Origin of the sequence: Bacillus cereus group sp. BfR-BA-01523, from assembly GCF_022662615.1 — a bacterium.
Taxonomy (GTDB): Bacteria; Bacillota; Bacilli; order Bacillales; family Bacillaceae_G; genus Bacillus_A; species Bacillus_A mycoides.
In genome coordinates this window covers 131,527-148,574 of the sequence record NZ_JAKUDX010000008.1, presented here as the reverse complement: position 1 = coordinate 148,574, position 17,048 = coordinate 131,527, and the positions used below count along the sequence as shown (strand labels likewise).

Here is a 17,048-nt window from a genome sequence, read left to right as displayed (position 1 = left end):
CTACCTTAAAATTCGGCTGGAGCAAAGAAGTTAGGTGGGAGCCCTGCTGCCCGTAAAAGCCCGATTGGTGAAGGCTAATAATCAGTGGGGGATGAACACCCCCCACTGATTATAGTTTCACTTTATGTAATGAAATTATATATTAACTTCATTAACTATTCAAGGTTTTAATATGTTACATTTTTATAACTAAAATTCCCGCTTTGTAAAGGAGTCATTTTTATCCAAATATTCGTGGGAGTCGGATTGCCCGTAAAAGCCCGATTGGTTGGGCTAATAATCAGTGAGGAGGGAAAAATCCTCCACTGATTAAATTTTCACTTTTTTTTACGTATTCAATCGTTTATTTTGTAGCCATCGATTCGTTCCGGATGTGTATAAATATTGCAAGATCCATTTCGAATAAATCCTACTATGGTAATACCTAAATCGTGGGCGAGTTGCAGAGCTAGTTTAGTTGGAGCTGATTTAGATAGAACAATTTCGCAACCTATTTTTGAAACCTTTAACAAAATTTCAGATGAGATGCGTCCGCTAAACGCAATGATTTTCCCTTGAACAGAGATATTGTTTCGTAAACAATGACCGTATATTTTATCTAGCGCATTATGTCTTCCGATATCCATTCTTGATAAAAGAATGTTATTTCGATCACATAAAGCGGTATTATGCACACCACCCGTTTGGCGAAATGTAGTTGAAGATTGTTGTAAGGAAGTCATTAGGTGAAAACATTCTTCCGGAGTAATAGTTATATGTATATCATGTAACTTTTTTGCTTTTGCTGCATCGTTGACGAAAACAAAACCTTGTCTACTTTTCCCGCAACAAGAAGTTACGTACCGTTTATTATATAAAGTTTGATAGAGCGGATTAATTTTTGATGATTTTACATGGACAATTCCGTTTTCTTTTTGGATCCATAATTCTTCAATATCTTTATAAGAAGAAATAATTCCTTCAGAAATTAAAAAACCGGTTACCATATCTTCAATGTAATTAGGAGTGCATACAACTGTTACGTATTCTTCGCTATTTAATTTAATTGTAATAGGAGATTCCGTAACAACCTCATCGGTTTGTTTTGAAAATGTACCAGATTGATAACGTACAATTGTATATGTTTCTTGAATAGGCCCCATATTAAATTCCCCTTTATATGTATTTTTCTCCATATTTATCATAAAACATCGAAAAAACAAAAGCATCTACTAACAAGAAGATGGCAGATTATTTTGGTTATTATTGTATATGTACGATATAATAGATTTGTAGAATAGCGACATTTTCAAGCTTTCGTAGTTATACCTTATAACATCTAGAATCGACTTCCAAAGGAAAGTATTTCAACAGGGCGCTTCAAAAATATGTACAACACAATTATGAAAACGGATTCATAGTTGTGTTGTACAGTTAGTTGTAAGGAGAGGGGAAACTATGACAGAACAGACAGTCCGTGTAACCGTTGATGGTAAAGAATTTTTCGTATCAGGTGAAAAGACGATACTCCAATTGTTTAACGAAAGTAATTTAGAACATCCTCAAATTTGTCATGTACCAGAGGTAGATCCTATTCAAACTTGTGATACATGTATTGTAGAAGTGAATGGAAGTTTACTACGTGCCTGTTCGACGAAGTTGGAAGATGGCATGCATATTGAGAGGCAATCGGAACGTGCAAAGGAAGCACAAACTGAAGCGATGGATCGAATATTAGAGAATCATTTATTGTATTGTACAGTATGTGATAACAATAATGGTAACTGTAAAGTCCATAATACAGTACATATGATGGAGATTGAAGAACAGAAATATCCATATGAACCGAAAGTAAGTGCATGCGAAGTGGATACGTCGCATCCATTCTATCGATACGATCCAAATCAATGTATTGCTTGTGGGCAGTGTGTAGAAGTATGCCAAAATTTACAAGTAAATGAAACTTTATCGATTGATTGGAGTTTAGACCGTCCACGTGTTATTTGGGACAATGGTGTGAGTATAAATGACTCGTCTTGTGTTAGCTGTGGGCAATGTGTAACAGTTTGTCCTTGTAATGCATTAATGGAAAAAACGATGCTAGGAGAAGCTGGATTTATGACTGGTTTAAAACCAGATGTGCTAAATCCAATGATTGATTTTGTAAAAGATGTAGAGCCTGGATATAGCAGTATTTTAGCAGTTTCAGAAGTAGAGTCCGCGATGCGTAAGACGAAAATTAATAAGACAAAAACAGTTTGTACATTTTGTGGTGTAGGTTGTTCATTTGAAGTATGGACGAAAGATCGTCAAATTTTAAAAGTGCAACCTGTTTCAGATGCACCGGTTAATGGTATTTCCACATGTGTAAAAGGAAAATTCGGATGGGACTTTGTGAACAGTGAAGAGCGTATTACAAAGCCGTTAATTCGCCAAGGGGATATGTTTGTTGAGGCTTCATGGGAAGAGGCTCTTGAAGTTGTTGCATCTAATATGCAACATATTAAATCAGAGTATGGTAGCGATGCGTTTGGGTTTATTTCTTCTTCGAAAGTAACAAATGAAGAAAACTATCTTATGCAAAAACTAGCTCGTCAAATATATGGAACAAATAATGTAGATAACTGTTCCCGTTATTGCCAATCTCCAGCAACAGACGGTTTATTTAAAACTGTCGGTATGGGCGGAGATGCTGGAACAGTGAAAGATATTGCTGAGGCAGGTCTTGTTATTATTGTTGGGGCAAATCCAACAGAAGGACATCCTGTACTTGCAACTAGAGTGAAGCGTGCTCATAAATTACATGAACAAAAACTAATTGTCGCAGACCTTCGTAAACATGAAATGGCGGAGCGTGCTGATATATTTGTTCACCCGAGTCAAGGGACGGATTACGTATGGCTTGCTGGGATAACGAAATACATTATCGATCAAGATTGGCACGATAAAAAGTTCATAGCTGAAAATGTAAAGAATTTTGATGAATATAGCAAAATGCTAGAAAAATATACGCTTGATTATACTGTGGGAATTACAGGGGTTTCTAAAGATCAGTTAAAAGAAATGGCTCGTATGGTATATGAAGCAGATGGTACTTGTGTACTTTGGGGAATGGGTGTAACTCAAAATACAGGAGGAAGTACAACGTCAGCAGCAATTTCAAATTTACTTCTCGTTACAGGTAACTACCGTCGTCCTGGTGCCGGTGCGTATCCGTTACGCGGGCATAATAACGTACAAGGTGCTTGTGATATGGCGACATTACCGAACTGGCTTCCGGGTTACCAAGCTGTTTCAGATGATGTGCATCGTGCGAAATTTGAAAAAGCATACGGTACTACCATTCCGAAAGAACCGGGATTAAATAATATCGCAATGTTACTTGCGGCCGAAGAAGGAAAACTGCGTGGTATGTATGTTATGGGAGAAGAAATGGCTTTAGTAGATTCAAATGCCAACCATGTACAACATATTTTAGCGAATTTAGACTTTCTTGTTGTTCAAGATATGTTCTTATCGAAAACAGCTCGTTTCGCCGATGTTATTTTACCAGCAGCACCAAGCTTAGAAAAAGAAGGAACGTTTACGAATACAGAGCGCCGTATTCAAAGATTATACGAAGTATTGAAACCGCTTGGTGATTCAAAACCAGATTGGTGGATTTTACAAAAAGTAGCTCGTGCACTGGGCGGAGACTGGAATTATGGAAGTCCAAGTGAAATTATGGATGAAATTGCATCGCTTGCACCGTTATACTCTCAAGCGACGTACGACCGTCTAGAAGGCTGGAATAGTTTATGTTGGGGTAGCCATGATGGTAGTGATACACCATTATTATATGTAGATGGATTTAACTTCCCAGACAAACTAGCACGTTTATCACTAGATGAATGGGTTCCGCCAGTTATAGCACCAGATGAGTATGATTTACTATTAAATAATGGCCGTATGCTAGAGCATTTCCATGAAGGGAATATGACGAATAAGTCGGCTGGTATTTTATCTAAAGTGTCTGAAGTATTTGTTGAAATTTCACCTGAACTTGCTAAAGAACGCAATGTGAAAGATGGTGGTCTTGTAGAGTTAGCATCACCATTTGGAAAAATCAAAGTACAAGCGCTTGTTACAGATCGTGTAACTGGAAATGAGTTATATTTGCCGATGCATGCGACAGTAAATGAAGAGGCAATCAATATTTTAACAGGAACAGCAACAGACATTTATACGTGTACACCAGCTTATAAACAAACAATGGTGAAACTGCGCGTATTACGTGAAAAAGGAAATCGTCCGTTACCATCTTCAAACCCGAGAGATAAAAAACGTCATCCGCAAAATGGTGTTGAAATCGAGCGAAAGTGGCAAAGAAAACAATACGTATCACTTGTGGACCAGAATTAGGGGGCGGAGATAATGGCAAAAGAGATTACTTTAATTAAAAAGAAGATTGTAACAGAAGAAGAAAAAAAACAGCAAGTAACAGATGAACTGCTAAATGAGCTAGCTGAAAATAGAGAAGCAGTAGAAGAGACGATGCAGCTATTAGCGCAGTTGCAAAAAGCTGGAATTTTAGATGCAGCAATTAGTTTACTTGCCGCAAAAGAAGATGTTTCCAAAATAGCTGTTGAACAATTAAATCGTGAACCAGTAAAAAACGCATTAAACAATATGATGGGGGCAGGAGAGGCATTATCTTCAGTGGACCCAGAAATAACGAAACAAATAACATCTAGTTTAGTCACTGGATTACAATTTGCAACGGATGAGCTGAAAAATGGAAAGAAAACAAAAGTGATGGATTTCTTTAAGGTATTAAAAGATCCAGATATCAACAGGGCGATAACATTTGGTTTTAGTTTCTTAAAAGCATTTGGACAAGGACTAGAGAAAAAATAGAGCGAGTGAAAAAAGTGATGGGATTAGCCATCACTTTTTTCATTATATGTATAAGAGTGTTCATGTTAAGCGGAATATATTATTATTATTAAAAAGATGGATTGAAATTGGAAATGTGGAATCCATCTCAAATATCGTTTTAGAATGTGGAGGAATATATGCAACACCGTAAAAGACTATCTATACCAGGGGTAATGGGACATTCCTTTCAAACAGTTAGATTTGCTTTTTGGAATGTATTAACCTTTCAACTTGCTTATAAATTATTAGCAGCGATTGTATTTGTCCCGCTATTTGGGATCATTTTTAATAAGTTATTGTATTTTGGTGGTTATGCAAATGCGACGAATGATGAATTATTAGCGTTTTTAAAGACACCATACGGCATTTTGGCAATCGTAATTTTATCATTGTTAGCACTGTTTCTTATCTTTACGGAATTTGCGGTGCTTATTATCATTTCGTACTTCGCTCATAAAAGACAAAAGGTGAAATTACGTCCGATTTTATATAAAACCGTAACGTATTTACCTACTCTTTTCACATATTGCTTACCAGGATTTATTTTATATGCTGTCGTATTGTTACCTCTTTTAAATCTTGGATATGAAACGGCATTAATTCCGCAAATTCAAATTCCTAACTTTATTACAGGAGAACTGTTTAAGACAACGATGGGACAAGTTGGTTATTACACGTTCTTTGCTGTAGTTGCGTATTTGAACCTTCGCTGGATTTTTGTTCTACCTATTGTTGTTTTAGAGCAAAAGCCGTTTCGCACAGCAGCACGTAAAAGTGCAACGTTAGTAAAAGAAAGTTTTTTTAAAGTACTATTCTTTTTAGTAGGATTTTTTATTTCAATAGGGATTGTGTACGGTGTATTTTTGGGAATGTATTTATTGTGTCTATGGGGCATGTATGAATTTACAAATCCACAGGGAACATTTGCATTATTAGCGGAATCAACAATGTCTGTATTTTTAACGAGTACATTGTATTTATTTAGTTTTATCGTGACGCCATTTTATATTATGGGAATAACACGATTGTATTTACAAAAGGTTCCGGTTGAAGATGTTTTATTAGAAGAAGGATTAGATTATTCGAAAACAAAAGCAGATAAATGTTTCTTCCAAAAACATCGTTGGAAATTTATTGGTGTATATATTGTAGGAATTATTACCGCCGGAATGGTCGTTGCCTTCATTGTAACGTTTATTTCAAATTCATATAAAGAACCAATTATTATGGCTCATCGTGGTTATATTTCAAAAGGTGTTGAGAATACGAAAGAAGCTGTGCAGGGGGCTATTGATGCCAAAGCAGACTACGCTGAAATTGATGTACTGCAAACAAAAGACGGTGAACTAGCAGTTATACATGATTTGAAGCTAAAACGTCTTGCTAATGCTAATGTACATGTGTCAGATTTAACGATGGAGGAGTTAAGACAGCTTACCCTTAGTCAAGATGGTTTTTCAGGACAAATAAGTACACTTGATGAGATCATTAAGCTGGCAAAAGGAAAAATCAAACTTAATATTGAAGTGAAGCTTCATGGTGGCGAAAAAGATTTCGTAAACAAAGTATTAAAAGTGATTAAAGATAATGAATTTGAGAAGCAATGTGTCATTCAAACGTTACACTATCCGCTTATTAAAGAGTTTAAACGTGTAAATCCAAATATAAAAGTAGGATATATACTGTATGCGAGTAGAGCTAACTTAAAGAATGTGAAGGCTGATTTTTATGTAGCAGAAGAATACATGTTAAATAAGAAATTAGTAAAAGAAGCAAGGAAGTTAAACAAGCCAATTTACGTGTGGACAGTAAATGATATGGAAAGTTTAAAGGCATATTATAAGTTGAACGTGGATGGTATCATTACCGATTACCCTGAAGACGCACGTGAAACAATTAAGATGTTAAAAGAGCAAGAAGATCGTGAAAGTGATATATTTGATAAAATTACTGAAACGACAGAAGATTTACTTTCAAAGTTATTTATGATCCATCCAGCTGCTGGCTAAATGCTAGTAGCTGTTTTTTTTATGAAAAGAATATATTTCTAAAGTATTGTACAAAGTAATAAGTGTATATGTATACGTAACTACTTAGTTTTTTGCATTGTTACATTATTGTCAAATAATAAATAATTGCTATGCGTTTTGAGTGGATATAATGTAAATAGAGTGATAGATAATGCGATGGTACGAATAACCCAATAGAATCAATGTTTATTATATTTACACTATTCTAAATATATAAACTTTTAAAAAATGGTATGTTAGCGTTTTCATAATTTTTAAGTTATGCTAGAATAAGGACATAAGTTATTAATTATTACAAAAAGAAAAAAGAATTCCTTTTTTCTGTTAATTATAAGGGGGCATTTCATTATGCGTATTGGGGTACCAGCAGAAATTAAAAACAACGAAAACCGTGTGGCAATGACACCAGCAGGTGTTGTACATTTAATTCGTAACAATCACGAAGTATTCATTCAAAAGGATGCAGGTGTAGGATCTGGTTTCACAGATGCTCAGTATGTTGAAGCGGGAGCAAAAATTGTTGATACAGCTGAAGAAGCTTGGAACATGGAAATGGTTATGAAAGTTAAGGAACCAGTTGAAAGCGAATACAAACACTTCAGTGAAGGTTTAATCTTATTCACATACTTACACTTAGCTCCAGAACCAGAATTAACAAAAGCGTTAATCGAGAAGAAAGTTGTTGCTATCGCATATGAAACAGTACAATTAGAAAACCGTTCATTACCATTACTTGCACCTATGAGTGAAGTAGCTGGTCGTATGGCTGCACAAATCGGTGCGCAATTCCTTGAGAAAAACAAAGGCGGTAAAGGTATCTTACTTGCAGGTGTTCCAGGAGTTAAACGTGGTAAAGTAACAATTATCGGTGGTGGACAAGCTGGTACAAATGCTGCTAAAATTGCAGTTGGACTAGGTGCGGATGTAACAATCATCGACTTAAGTGCAGAACGTCTTCGTCAATTAGATGACATTTTCGGAAACCAAGTAAAAACTTTAATGTCTAATCCTTACAATATTGCAGAAGCTGTAAAAGAATCTGATCTTGTAATCGGTGCAGTATTAATCCCAGGTGCAAAAGCGCCAAAACTTGTAACAGAAGAAATGATTAAATCAATGGAACCAGGTTCTGTTGTTGTAGATATCGCGATTGACCAAGGTGGTATTTTCGAAACAACTGACCGTATTACAACTCATGATAACCCAACTTATGAAAAACACGGCGTTGTGCATTATGCAGTTGCAAACATGCCAGGTGCGGTTCCGCGTACATCAACTCTTGCATTAACAAACGTAACAGTACCATATGCAGTACAAATTGCTAACAAAGGCTACAAAGAAGCTTGCCTAGGCAACACTGCATTATTAAAAGGTATTAATACATTAGAAGGCTATGTAACATTCGAAGCAGTTGCAGAAGCTCACGGTGTAGAGTACAAAGGTGCTAAAGAATTATTAGAAGCAGAAACAGTATCTTGCTAATAGAAGCATTATACAAAACAAAATCGAACAATATATAAAACAACATGATAAGAGCTAAGAGATAATACCTCTTAGCTCTTCTTGGTAAAAGGGGGCATTCATCGTGGCCAACCTATTTAAAAAGAAATCCGTTACGCAATTGTTAGGGGAAAGTAAAAGTAAAACTTTGACGAAAACGCTAGGGGCATTTGACCTAACAATGCTAGGGATTGGTGCGATAATTGGTACAGGAGTTCTAGTATTAACTGGATTAGTAGCAGCAAGAGATGCTGGTCCAGCAGTTATTTTTTCATTTATGATTGCAGCAATTGTTTGTGGATTTGCAGCTTTATGTTATGCAGAGGTTGCATCTGCACTTCCTGTTTCAGGTAGTGTGTACACATATTCATATGCAACAATTGGTGAGTTTATTGCCCATTTAATGGGATGGACATTGCTATCCGTATATGTCGTAACGACTGCCGCAGTAGCTGGCGGATGGACAGGTTATTTCAATAATTTAGTGAGTGGATTGGGACTTGAAATTCCAAAAGCGTTGTTAACGATTCCATCGCAAGGTGGTATGGTGAACTTACCCGCAGTTATCGTTACGTTGGTGATAACTTGGTTATTATCACGAGGTACAAAAGAAAGTAAGCGTGTGAATAACATAATGGTATTAATTAAAATTGGTATTGTTGTTTTATTCATTGCAGTTGGTGTATTCTACGTGAAACCAGAAAACTGGATACCATTTGCACCGTACGGCTTAAGTGGAGTCTTTGCCGGAGGAGCAGCAGTATTCTTCGCTTTCTTAGGATTTGATGCATTAGCAACTTCTGCTGAAGAAGTGAAAAATCCACAACGTGATTTGCCGATTGGTATTATTGCTTCATTAGTCATTTGTACAATCATTTATGTTGTAGTTTGTCTCGTTATGACAGGTATGGTTTCTTATAAGGAATTAGATGTACCTGAAGCGATGGCCTATGTATTAGAAGTTGTAGGACAAGATAAAGTGGCTGGTGTAATCGCTATTGGAGCTGTAATTGGTATTATGGCTGTAATTTTCGCATACATCTACGCTACGACACGTGTATTCTTCGCTATGAGCCGTGACGGTTTATTGCCAAAATCTTTTGCGAAAATTAACAAGAAGACAGAAGCACCAACATTTTCAGTTTGGTTAACAGGAATTGGTAGTGCTTTAATTGCCGGATTTATCGATTTAAAAGAATTGTCGAATTTAGCGAATATTGGAGCGTTATTAACATTTGCGATGGTTGGTGTAACTGTCATCATTCTTCGTAAAACGCACCCGAAATTACAACGTGGATTTATGGTACCACTTGTACCAATCTTACCGATTATTTCAGTTGCAAGCTGTCTATTCTTAATGGTAAATCTACCGTTAAAAACATGGATATACTTCGGTGTTTGGTTAGCAATCGGAGTGGTTGTATACTTTGTTTATTCGAAAAAACATAGTCATTTAAAAGACGATGGAAGTTCGCAAGATAGTTTAGAAAAAGCTAATTAAAGGGATATAAAGTTAGTAAGCCTTGTGCGTCTAGGGAGCGCGCAAGGCTTTTTCTTTTGGGGAAATAAAGGAGACCAATGTTATGTTGTCGAATTTTTATGTCGGAATATAAGAAGGGGTGGAAAGATGGAGACGAAAGTTGTCGTTGGAGCAGAGAGATATAATAATAACCCAGGTTGGTTACATACAAATGAGGATGAATTAAATTTATTAAAAAGAGAAACGTGGCTTAATAAATTTCAGCCTAATTCTTTATCGGTAATTTTAGCTGAACATGTATGGGAGCATTTATCGTATGAAGAAGGTATAGAAGCAGCTAAAATATGCTTTGAGTTTTTACAAGATGATGGTTATATTCGTTGTGCAGTGCCGGATGCATTTTTCCCCAATGAAGAATATCAGCGTGGTGTACAAGTGGGAGGACCTGGCCCGTTAGATCATCCAGCTGCAAGTCATAAAATTGTACATAACTACAAAACGATTATATCTATGTTTGAAGCAGTAGGTTTTCAAGTAAAGCTTTTAGAATACTGTGATGAGAATGGCCAGTTTCATTATAGTGATTGGAAAGAGAACGGTGGACTTATTTATCGTTCGAAACGCTTTGATCATAGAAATCAGGATGGAAAGTTAGGATTCGCTTCGTTAATTGTGGATGCAGTGAAACTTTAATCAGTGGGGGGCTTCATCCCCCACTGATTATTAGCCCTCACCAATCGGGCTTTTACGGGCAGTTAATCTCCCACCTAACTTCTTTGTTCCAGCTGCATTTTGAGGTGGGAGTCTTACTGCCTGTTAATGCGGGATAAATAAGAAGGGATGCACGGTAGTTTTCGTGCATCCTTTTTGTATGAAGGGCATGATAGATGCGGAGAATATTTATATATTTATTTTGAAATATAAACGAAATGTTTTAAAAAATGTATGAGAATTCATTGACACATATGAATGGACGCTCATATAATAAAGATATAAGACATATGAATAGTTGTTCATATGTTCAAATAAAGAGGTGAGCTGTGATGGCTGAAAATAAAGTAGAAACGCAACAGGAAGCATGTTCTCAAACGGTAATTCACGAGGAAATCGTGGATCAAGTAAAACAAACAATTCCGACTGATGAAAGTTTAAGTAAAGTAGCAGAATTATTTAAAGTATTAGGTGACCGTACACGTACGAGAATATTACATGCATTATTTGAAGCTGAAATGTGTGTTTGTGATTTAGCTTATTTATTAGGAATGACGCAATCTTCAATCTCACATCAGCTTCGTGTATTAAAGCAAGCGAAGCTTGTAAAGAACCGTAAAGAAGGAAAGGTAGTTTATTACTCATTAGCTGATCAACACGTAATTCATATCTTCGAGCAAGCGTTTGAACACGTAAACGAGGAAGAATAAAAAAGCGAGGAGGGAGAACGATGGCAGAAGCATTAGTGAAAAAGAAACTTATGCTAGAAGGTTTAGATTGTGCAAATTGTGCAATGAAAATTGAAAAAGGTGTTGGGAATATAGAAGGGGTAACATCTTGTTCCGTAAACTTTGCAACAAAAACGATGCTTTTAGAAACACCGCAAAATAAAGAAAATCAAGTTGTTACGGAAGCGAAGCAACTTGTTACAAAATTAGAGCCACATATTAAAGTGCAAGAAGAGCAAAAAACAAAATCAGTAAAAGAAGTATTTGTATTAGAAGGCTTAGACTGTGCAAATTGTGCAATGAAGATTGAAAATAAGGTAAAGGAAATGCCAACAGTTTCAGAAGCGACTGTTGATTTCGTATCAAAGAAATTACGAGTAGAAGTTGCAAATAAACGAGAACTTGAATCGACTGTACAAAATATAAAAAATGTTGTTCAAAAGTTAGAGCCTGATGTAAAAGTTGTTCGTGAAGAGGAAAAAGGACACGACCATGATCATGGTGATGGAAATGTGAAAAAGATGATAGGACGATTAGTAGTCGGTGGAATTTTGACAGGAATTGCTGCGTTAGCCGGATTACCGCAAATGATAACAATTCCATTATTCGTCCTTGCTTATTTATTAATAGGTGGAGATATCGTTTGGAGAGCGGTAAGAAACATAACTCGCGGCCAAGTGTTCGATGAAAACTTTTTAATGGCAATTGCAACTTTAGGAGCTTTCGCGATTCAACAATATCCAGAAGCGGTAGCAGTTATGCTATTTTACCAAGTAGGGGAACTGTTCCAAAGTATTGCAGTAAATCGTTCTCGAAAATCAATTACGTCATTAATGGATATTCGTCCTGACTATGCGAATGTGAAAGTTGGAAACGAAACGAAACAAGTATCACCAGAAGATGTGCAAATTGGTGAGTATATTATCGTAAAACCAGGTGAAAAAGTACCGTTAGACGGGAAAGTAGTTGAGGGAACATCAATGATGGATACTTCAGCGTTAACAGGTGAGTCTGTACCGAGGGAAGTAGAAGTTGGTAATGACGTATTAAGTGGTTTTGTAAACCAAAATGGTGTATTAATTGTCGAAGTTACAAAAGAGTTCGGTGAATCCACTGTATCGAAAATTTTAGACCTAGTACAAAATGCAAGTAGCAAAAAAGCGCCAACAGAAAACTTTATTACAAAGTTTGCACGTTATTATACTCCTGTTGTAGTTATAACAGCAGCAATAATGGCATTTATTCCACCACTTATTTTAGAGGGTGCTACATTCTCCGATTGGATTTATAGAGCTTTAGTGTTCTTAGTAATCTCTTGTCCATGTGCGCTCGTTGTATCGATTCCTCTTGGATTCTTTGGCGGTATTGGTGGGGCATCTAAAAGTGGTATTTTAGTAAAAGGAAGTAACTATTTAGAAGCATTGAATGATGTGAAATATATCGTTTTTGATAAAACAGGAACATTAACAAAAGGTGTCTTTAAAGTTACGAGGATGGAGCCTAGTGAAGGTATCACAGCTGAAGAGCTATTAGAATATGCAGCATTTGCAGAAGTATATTCAAATCATCCGATTGCACAATCTATTCGAAATGCATATGGAAAATCAATCGATGAAAATGCTATTGAAGACTATAGTGAAATTTCTGGTCATGGTACGGTTGTAAAAGTACAAGGAAAAGAAATTTTCGTAGGTAACGCTAAATTAATGAGCAAAGAAAACATTACATTTAAGCAACCAAATACAGTAGGTACACTAGTTCATGTTGCTGTAGATGGTAAATATGCAGGGTATATTGTTATCTCTGATGAGGTAAAAGAGGATTCAAAACAAGCAATTCAAAAGTTAAAAGAACTAGGTATTAAGAAGACAGTCATGTTAACTGGTGATGCAAAATCAGTCGGGGAAGCTGTTGGTAAAGAATTAGGTTTAGATGAAGTTCATGCCGAATTATTACCACACCAAAAAGTAGAAGAAATCGAAAAAATTGATGCAGCAAAACGCGGTAAAGAAAAGATTGCATTCGTCGGTGATGGTATTAATGATACGCCAGTACTAGCAAGGGCAGACGTTGGTATTGCGATGGGCGGCTTAGGGTCAGATGCAGCAATTGAAGCTGCTGACATCGTTATTATGACTGATGAGCCTTCAAAAATTGCGACAGCAGTAAAAATTGCAAAACGTACACGTAGCATCGTATGGCAAAATATTATATTTGCATTAGGGGTAAAAGGGTTAGTGTTATTACTCGGCGCCTTTGGTATTGCAACAATGTGGGAAGCAGTCTTCTCAGATGTTGGTGTGACGTTACTTGCAGTATTAAATGCAATGCGTGTACTACGAGTAAAAGATTTATAAAAAAGAGGACGCAATTGCGTCCTCTTTTTTATTGGTTATTTTGTTGAAATTGACTCAAGAAAATAATATCAAATATTATTTTGTTTTTAAATAATTTAATATATAAATTTACAAAAATATAATATTCTTCTTATTATTTTAATATATTTTTTACAAATATCCATATAGTATTGAAAAATGGAGAAGTGGGGGAGGGACAAAACCCCACTGATTAAAGCTTCACTTTATTTTTGTATATTTTTTTCAACCTGTTCTCGAACAGTTTGAATATAATTCATTTTATGATCCCAACATTCTTGGCTTAAATCGACAGGGTACTCTTCTGGGTTTAAAGTTCGCATATACTCTTCCCAAAATAGTGAGAGGCTGCGTTCATTATACTTTTGAATATCTAATATATTAGGTAATTCATACGCTCTTTTACCGTTAATGAAAATATCTTGATGCAGTTCCCGTGCTTCAAAGCTTGTTACGAATTTACTTATATATGTATGAACTGGATGAAACATTTTTAAACGCTCTTCTTTTCCGGGTTCTTCTGACTCTAAAGCAATATAATCGCCCTCTGCATGATCGTTAACACGGTTAATAATACGATAAATTCGTTTAAGTCCTGGGGTTGTAATTTTTTCAGGATTAGATGAAATCTTAATCGTATCATTTAATTTTCCGTCAGTATCTTCAATAGCGACTAGTTTATAGACAGCCCCTAATGCTGGCTGCTCAAAGGATGTAATCAGCTTTGTACCAACACCCCATACATCAATTTTTGCCCCTTGAGATTTCAAGTGCATAATCGTATATTCATCTAAATCGCTAGAAGCGATAATTTTTGTGTTTGTAAATCCAGCTGCATCAAGTTGTTTTCTGGCCTCCTTTGATAAATATGCCATATCACCACTATCAAGGCGCATGCCATAAAAATCGATACGATCCCCGAACTCTTTTGCAACACGAATCGCATTTGGAACACCAGATTTTAATGTGTCGTATGTATCGACAAGAAATACACATTTTTTATGTGTTTCAGCATATTTTTTAAATGCAACATATTCATCGCGATATGCTTGTACGAAAGAATGGGCATGTGTGCCAGCTACAGGGATGCCAAATCGTTTCCCTGCGCGAACGTTACTTGTAGATGAAAAACCACCAATAAAGGCAGCTCGTGTTCCCCAAAGGGCAGCATCAAACTCATGAGCGCGTCTTGTACCGAACTCTAAAAGCTCATCATTATTTGCAGCGTGCTTCATACGTGCAGCTTTTGTAGCAATTAATGTTTGGTAATTTACAATATTTAAGAGGGCGGTTTCAATTATTTGTGCCTCGCCAAGCGGTGCATCAACACGTAATAATGGTTCGTTATTAAAAACAACTTCGCCTTCTTGCATACTACGAATCGTGCCAGTAAATTTCATGTTTTGTAAATAATGGAGGAAGTCTTCTTCAAATTGCAGCTCAGCTAAATAAGCGATGTCACTTTCGGTAAAGCTGAAATTTTCTATGTACTCTACAATTTTTTCAAGACCAGCAAAAACAGCATAGCCGTTTTCGAATGGAAGCTTTCGAAAGTATAGATCAAAAACAGAACGGCGAGTATGAATACCATCTTTCCAATATGTATAAGCCATGTTGATTTGATATAAATCTGTATGTAAGGCGTAACTATCGTCTTTATAATGATTCATTGCGAAAACACCTCCGTAATTTGGTTATAGTATACCAATTTTTCCCCTTTCGTAGCAAAGAAGTAATAGGGGATTGAAGTCAAGAGAGAAAAAAATGAAATAATGCATATTTTTTAGAAAATTTACATTTATCAATTTATATTTCTCTAGATTTTATGTATTATTAGAGTAATGGGGGTAATGAGAATGGAGGAGGACAATGCAACAAACATTAGAAAAAATAGGCAAGCAAGTTTTTTATAAACGGCTACAGCAAAAAATGACACAAGAAGAATTATGTCAGGGCATTTGTTCTGTCTCATACTTAAGTAAGATCGAAAATGGAAAGATTGAAGCATCAGAAGAAATTCTACAATTGCTCTGCACAAGACTAGAAATTGCTGTGACGGATTTGAGAGATGTAGAAGAAGATGTGAAGGTGAAGTTGGACGAGTGGTTGAATGCATTAGTTCATTTGGACAAGCAACAAGTAGAGCGCATATACGAAGAGTTGCAAGGTGAAATGAAGCATGTGTTGGATTTTGAAATTATAAATTATTATAAACTGCTGTATACACGTTATTTAATGATGAAGCGGGATCTCCCTGCTGTTGAAGAAGAATTGGATGGATTGAAGAAAGTGTATAAGAAATACTCGCCTTTTCAGAAGATGTTATATACGTATAATAAGGCATTATTATATTCTGTGCAGTACAAATATACGCAGGCATTGGAATATCTGTTAAAGACGGAATCGATGGCGAAAGAGTTAGGATATTATGAAACAGGAATATATTATAATTTGGCATTGACATATAGTCAGATGGAAATAGACCATATGACATTATATTTTGCTAATGTGGCATTAGAAGGTTTTAAAAGTGAATATAAATTTAGAAATATAATTAATTGTAAGTTTTTAATTGCGTTTAGTTATACTAGAAAAAAACAATATAATGAAGCTATGGAAATCTATAATCATATCATAAGAGAAGCAACTTCTTTTGCTGATAAAGATAATATTCTTTCTATTGCTTTAAATAATATTGGTTATCTGTACTACCGACAAAAAAATTATGCCAAGGCGAAAGAGTATTATATAGAATGCTTAAAGTATAAAAAAGAAGAGGATATGAATTATATTGATGCCATGTATGAGCTCTCGTTACAGTGTATTCAATTAGGAGAACTTGAGGAAGCGGCTGAATGGATTGAAAAAGGTATCCTTGCTGCAAGGAAAGATGATAGATACAAAGGGATGTTATATTTATTGTTAAATTTAAGATATAAATATTTTGAAGAAAGAGACCTCTATAAAAAATTTCTAGAAACAGAAGTAGTTCCTTTCTTTAAAACAGAGGAAAATATAAAAGATTTAAAGAAAGTATACTTAGAACTTGCTGAATACTTAGAAGAATGCTCAGATTTTAAAGAAAGTAATCGCTATTATAAATTAGCGATTACTTTATTAGAAGAGTAAAGAGGAGGGATAGTATGAAAAAGTTAATTGCAGGAACATTTGTGGTTATGGCAATTGCAGCTGTAGTATTGGATATTCAGTATGCTTGGAAGCCGGATACTCTAGGGCAAGAAGCTAAAACAGTTGAACAAATTAATTTATAAAAAAAAACCCTTTCCCAACGGAAAGGGTTTTTTTTCAATATTTGTTCCTCAAAATT

General features: G+C 35.7%; 12 protein-coding genes. 10 read left to right on the top strand and 2 right to left on the bottom strand.

Annotated elements, in window-relative coordinates; genetic code table 11:
• Positions 1 to 335: 335 nt before the first annotated feature.
• On the bottom strand, positions 336 to 1,142 hold the full coding sequence (gene fdhD, locus MR066_RS19895; RefSeq protein WP_242248294.1) for a formate dehydrogenase accessory sulfurtransferase FdhD: 807 nt from the start codon (positions 1,140 to 1,142) through the stop codon (positions 336 to 338).
• A 295-nt stretch (positions 1,143 to 1,437) separates the two neighbouring features.
• Between fdhD and fdhF the strand changes: the two genes are divergently transcribed.
• From fdhF to MR066_RS19855, 8 genes are all read left to right on the top strand, one after another.
• On the top strand, positions 1,438 to 4,380 hold the full coding sequence (gene fdhF, locus MR066_RS19890) for a formate dehydrogenase subunit alpha (protein ID WP_242248293.1): 2,943 nt from the start codon (positions 1,438 to 1,440) through the stop codon (positions 4,378 to 4,380).
• Between the two features lie 12 nt (positions 4,381 to 4,392).
• Positions 4,393 to 4,875 (top strand): helical membrane plugin domain-containing protein, encoded by a 483-nt coding sequence (locus tag MR066_RS19885; RefSeq protein ID WP_242248292.1) that lies wholly within the window; start codon positions 4,393 to 4,395, stop codon positions 4,873 to 4,875.
• A gap of 158 nt (positions 4,876 to 5,033) precedes the next feature.
• The gene (locus tag MR066_RS19880; protein WP_242248291.1) at positions 5,034 to 6,905 is read left to right on the top strand and encodes a glycerophosphoryl diester phosphodiesterase membrane domain-containing protein; all 1,872 of its coding nucleotides are present in this window, start codon (positions 5,034 to 5,036) and stop codon (positions 6,903 to 6,905) included.
• Between the two features lie 369 nt (positions 6,906 to 7,274).
• Positions 7,275 to 8,408, top strand: a complete 1,134-nt coding sequence (gene ald, locus MR066_RS19875) for an alanine dehydrogenase (protein ID WP_128855923.1) — start codon at positions 7,275 to 7,277, stop codon at positions 8,406 to 8,408.
• A gap of 103 nt (positions 8,409 to 8,511) precedes the next feature.
• Positions 8,512 to 9,927, top strand: a complete 1,416-nt coding sequence (locus MR066_RS19870; protein ID WP_016101851.1) for an amino acid permease — start codon at positions 8,512 to 8,514, stop codon at positions 9,925 to 9,927.
• Positions 9,928 to 10,053: 126 nt separating this feature from the next.
• On the top strand, positions 10,054 to 10,599 hold the full coding sequence (locus tag MR066_RS19865) for a class I SAM-dependent methyltransferase (protein ID WP_242248290.1): 546 nt from the start codon (positions 10,054 to 10,056) through the stop codon (positions 10,597 to 10,599).
• Between the two features lie 350 nt (positions 10,600 to 10,949).
• The gene (locus MR066_RS19860; protein ID WP_002010461.1) at positions 10,950 to 11,327 is read left to right on the top strand and encodes an ArsR/SmtB family transcription factor; all 378 of its coding nucleotides are present in this window, start codon (positions 10,950 to 10,952) and stop codon (positions 11,325 to 11,327) included.
• A 20-nt stretch (positions 11,328 to 11,347) separates the two neighbouring features.
• Positions 11,348 to 13,702, top strand: a complete 2,355-nt coding sequence (locus MR066_RS19855; RefSeq protein WP_242248289.1) for a heavy metal translocating P-type ATPase — start codon at positions 11,348 to 11,350, stop codon at positions 13,700 to 13,702.
• Between the two features lie 224 nt (positions 13,703 to 13,926).
• Here MR066_RS19855 and MR066_RS19850 read toward each other — a convergent pair whose 3' ends face one another.
• Positions 13,927 to 15,390, bottom strand: a complete 1,464-nt coding sequence (locus MR066_RS19850) for a nicotinate phosphoribosyltransferase (protein WP_242248287.1) — start codon at positions 15,388 to 15,390, stop codon at positions 13,927 to 13,929.
• Between the two features lie 199 nt (positions 15,391 to 15,589).
• Here MR066_RS19850 and MR066_RS19845 point away from each other — a divergent pair, with 199 nt between their 5' ends.
• Both MR066_RS19845 and MR066_RS19840 read left to right on the top strand, forming a co-directional pair.
• The gene (locus MR066_RS19845) at positions 15,590 to 16,849 is read left to right on the top strand and encodes a tetratricopeptide repeat protein (RefSeq protein ID WP_002010467.1); all 1,260 of its coding nucleotides are present in this window, start codon (positions 15,590 to 15,592) and stop codon (positions 16,847 to 16,849) included.
• A gap of 14 nt (positions 16,850 to 16,863) precedes the next feature.
• On the top strand, positions 16,864 to 16,992 hold the full coding sequence (locus tag MR066_RS19840; protein WP_000733136.1) for an NprX family peptide pheromone: 129 nt from the start codon (positions 16,864 to 16,866) through the stop codon (positions 16,990 to 16,992).
• Positions 16,993 to 17,048 lie beyond the last annotated feature (56 nt).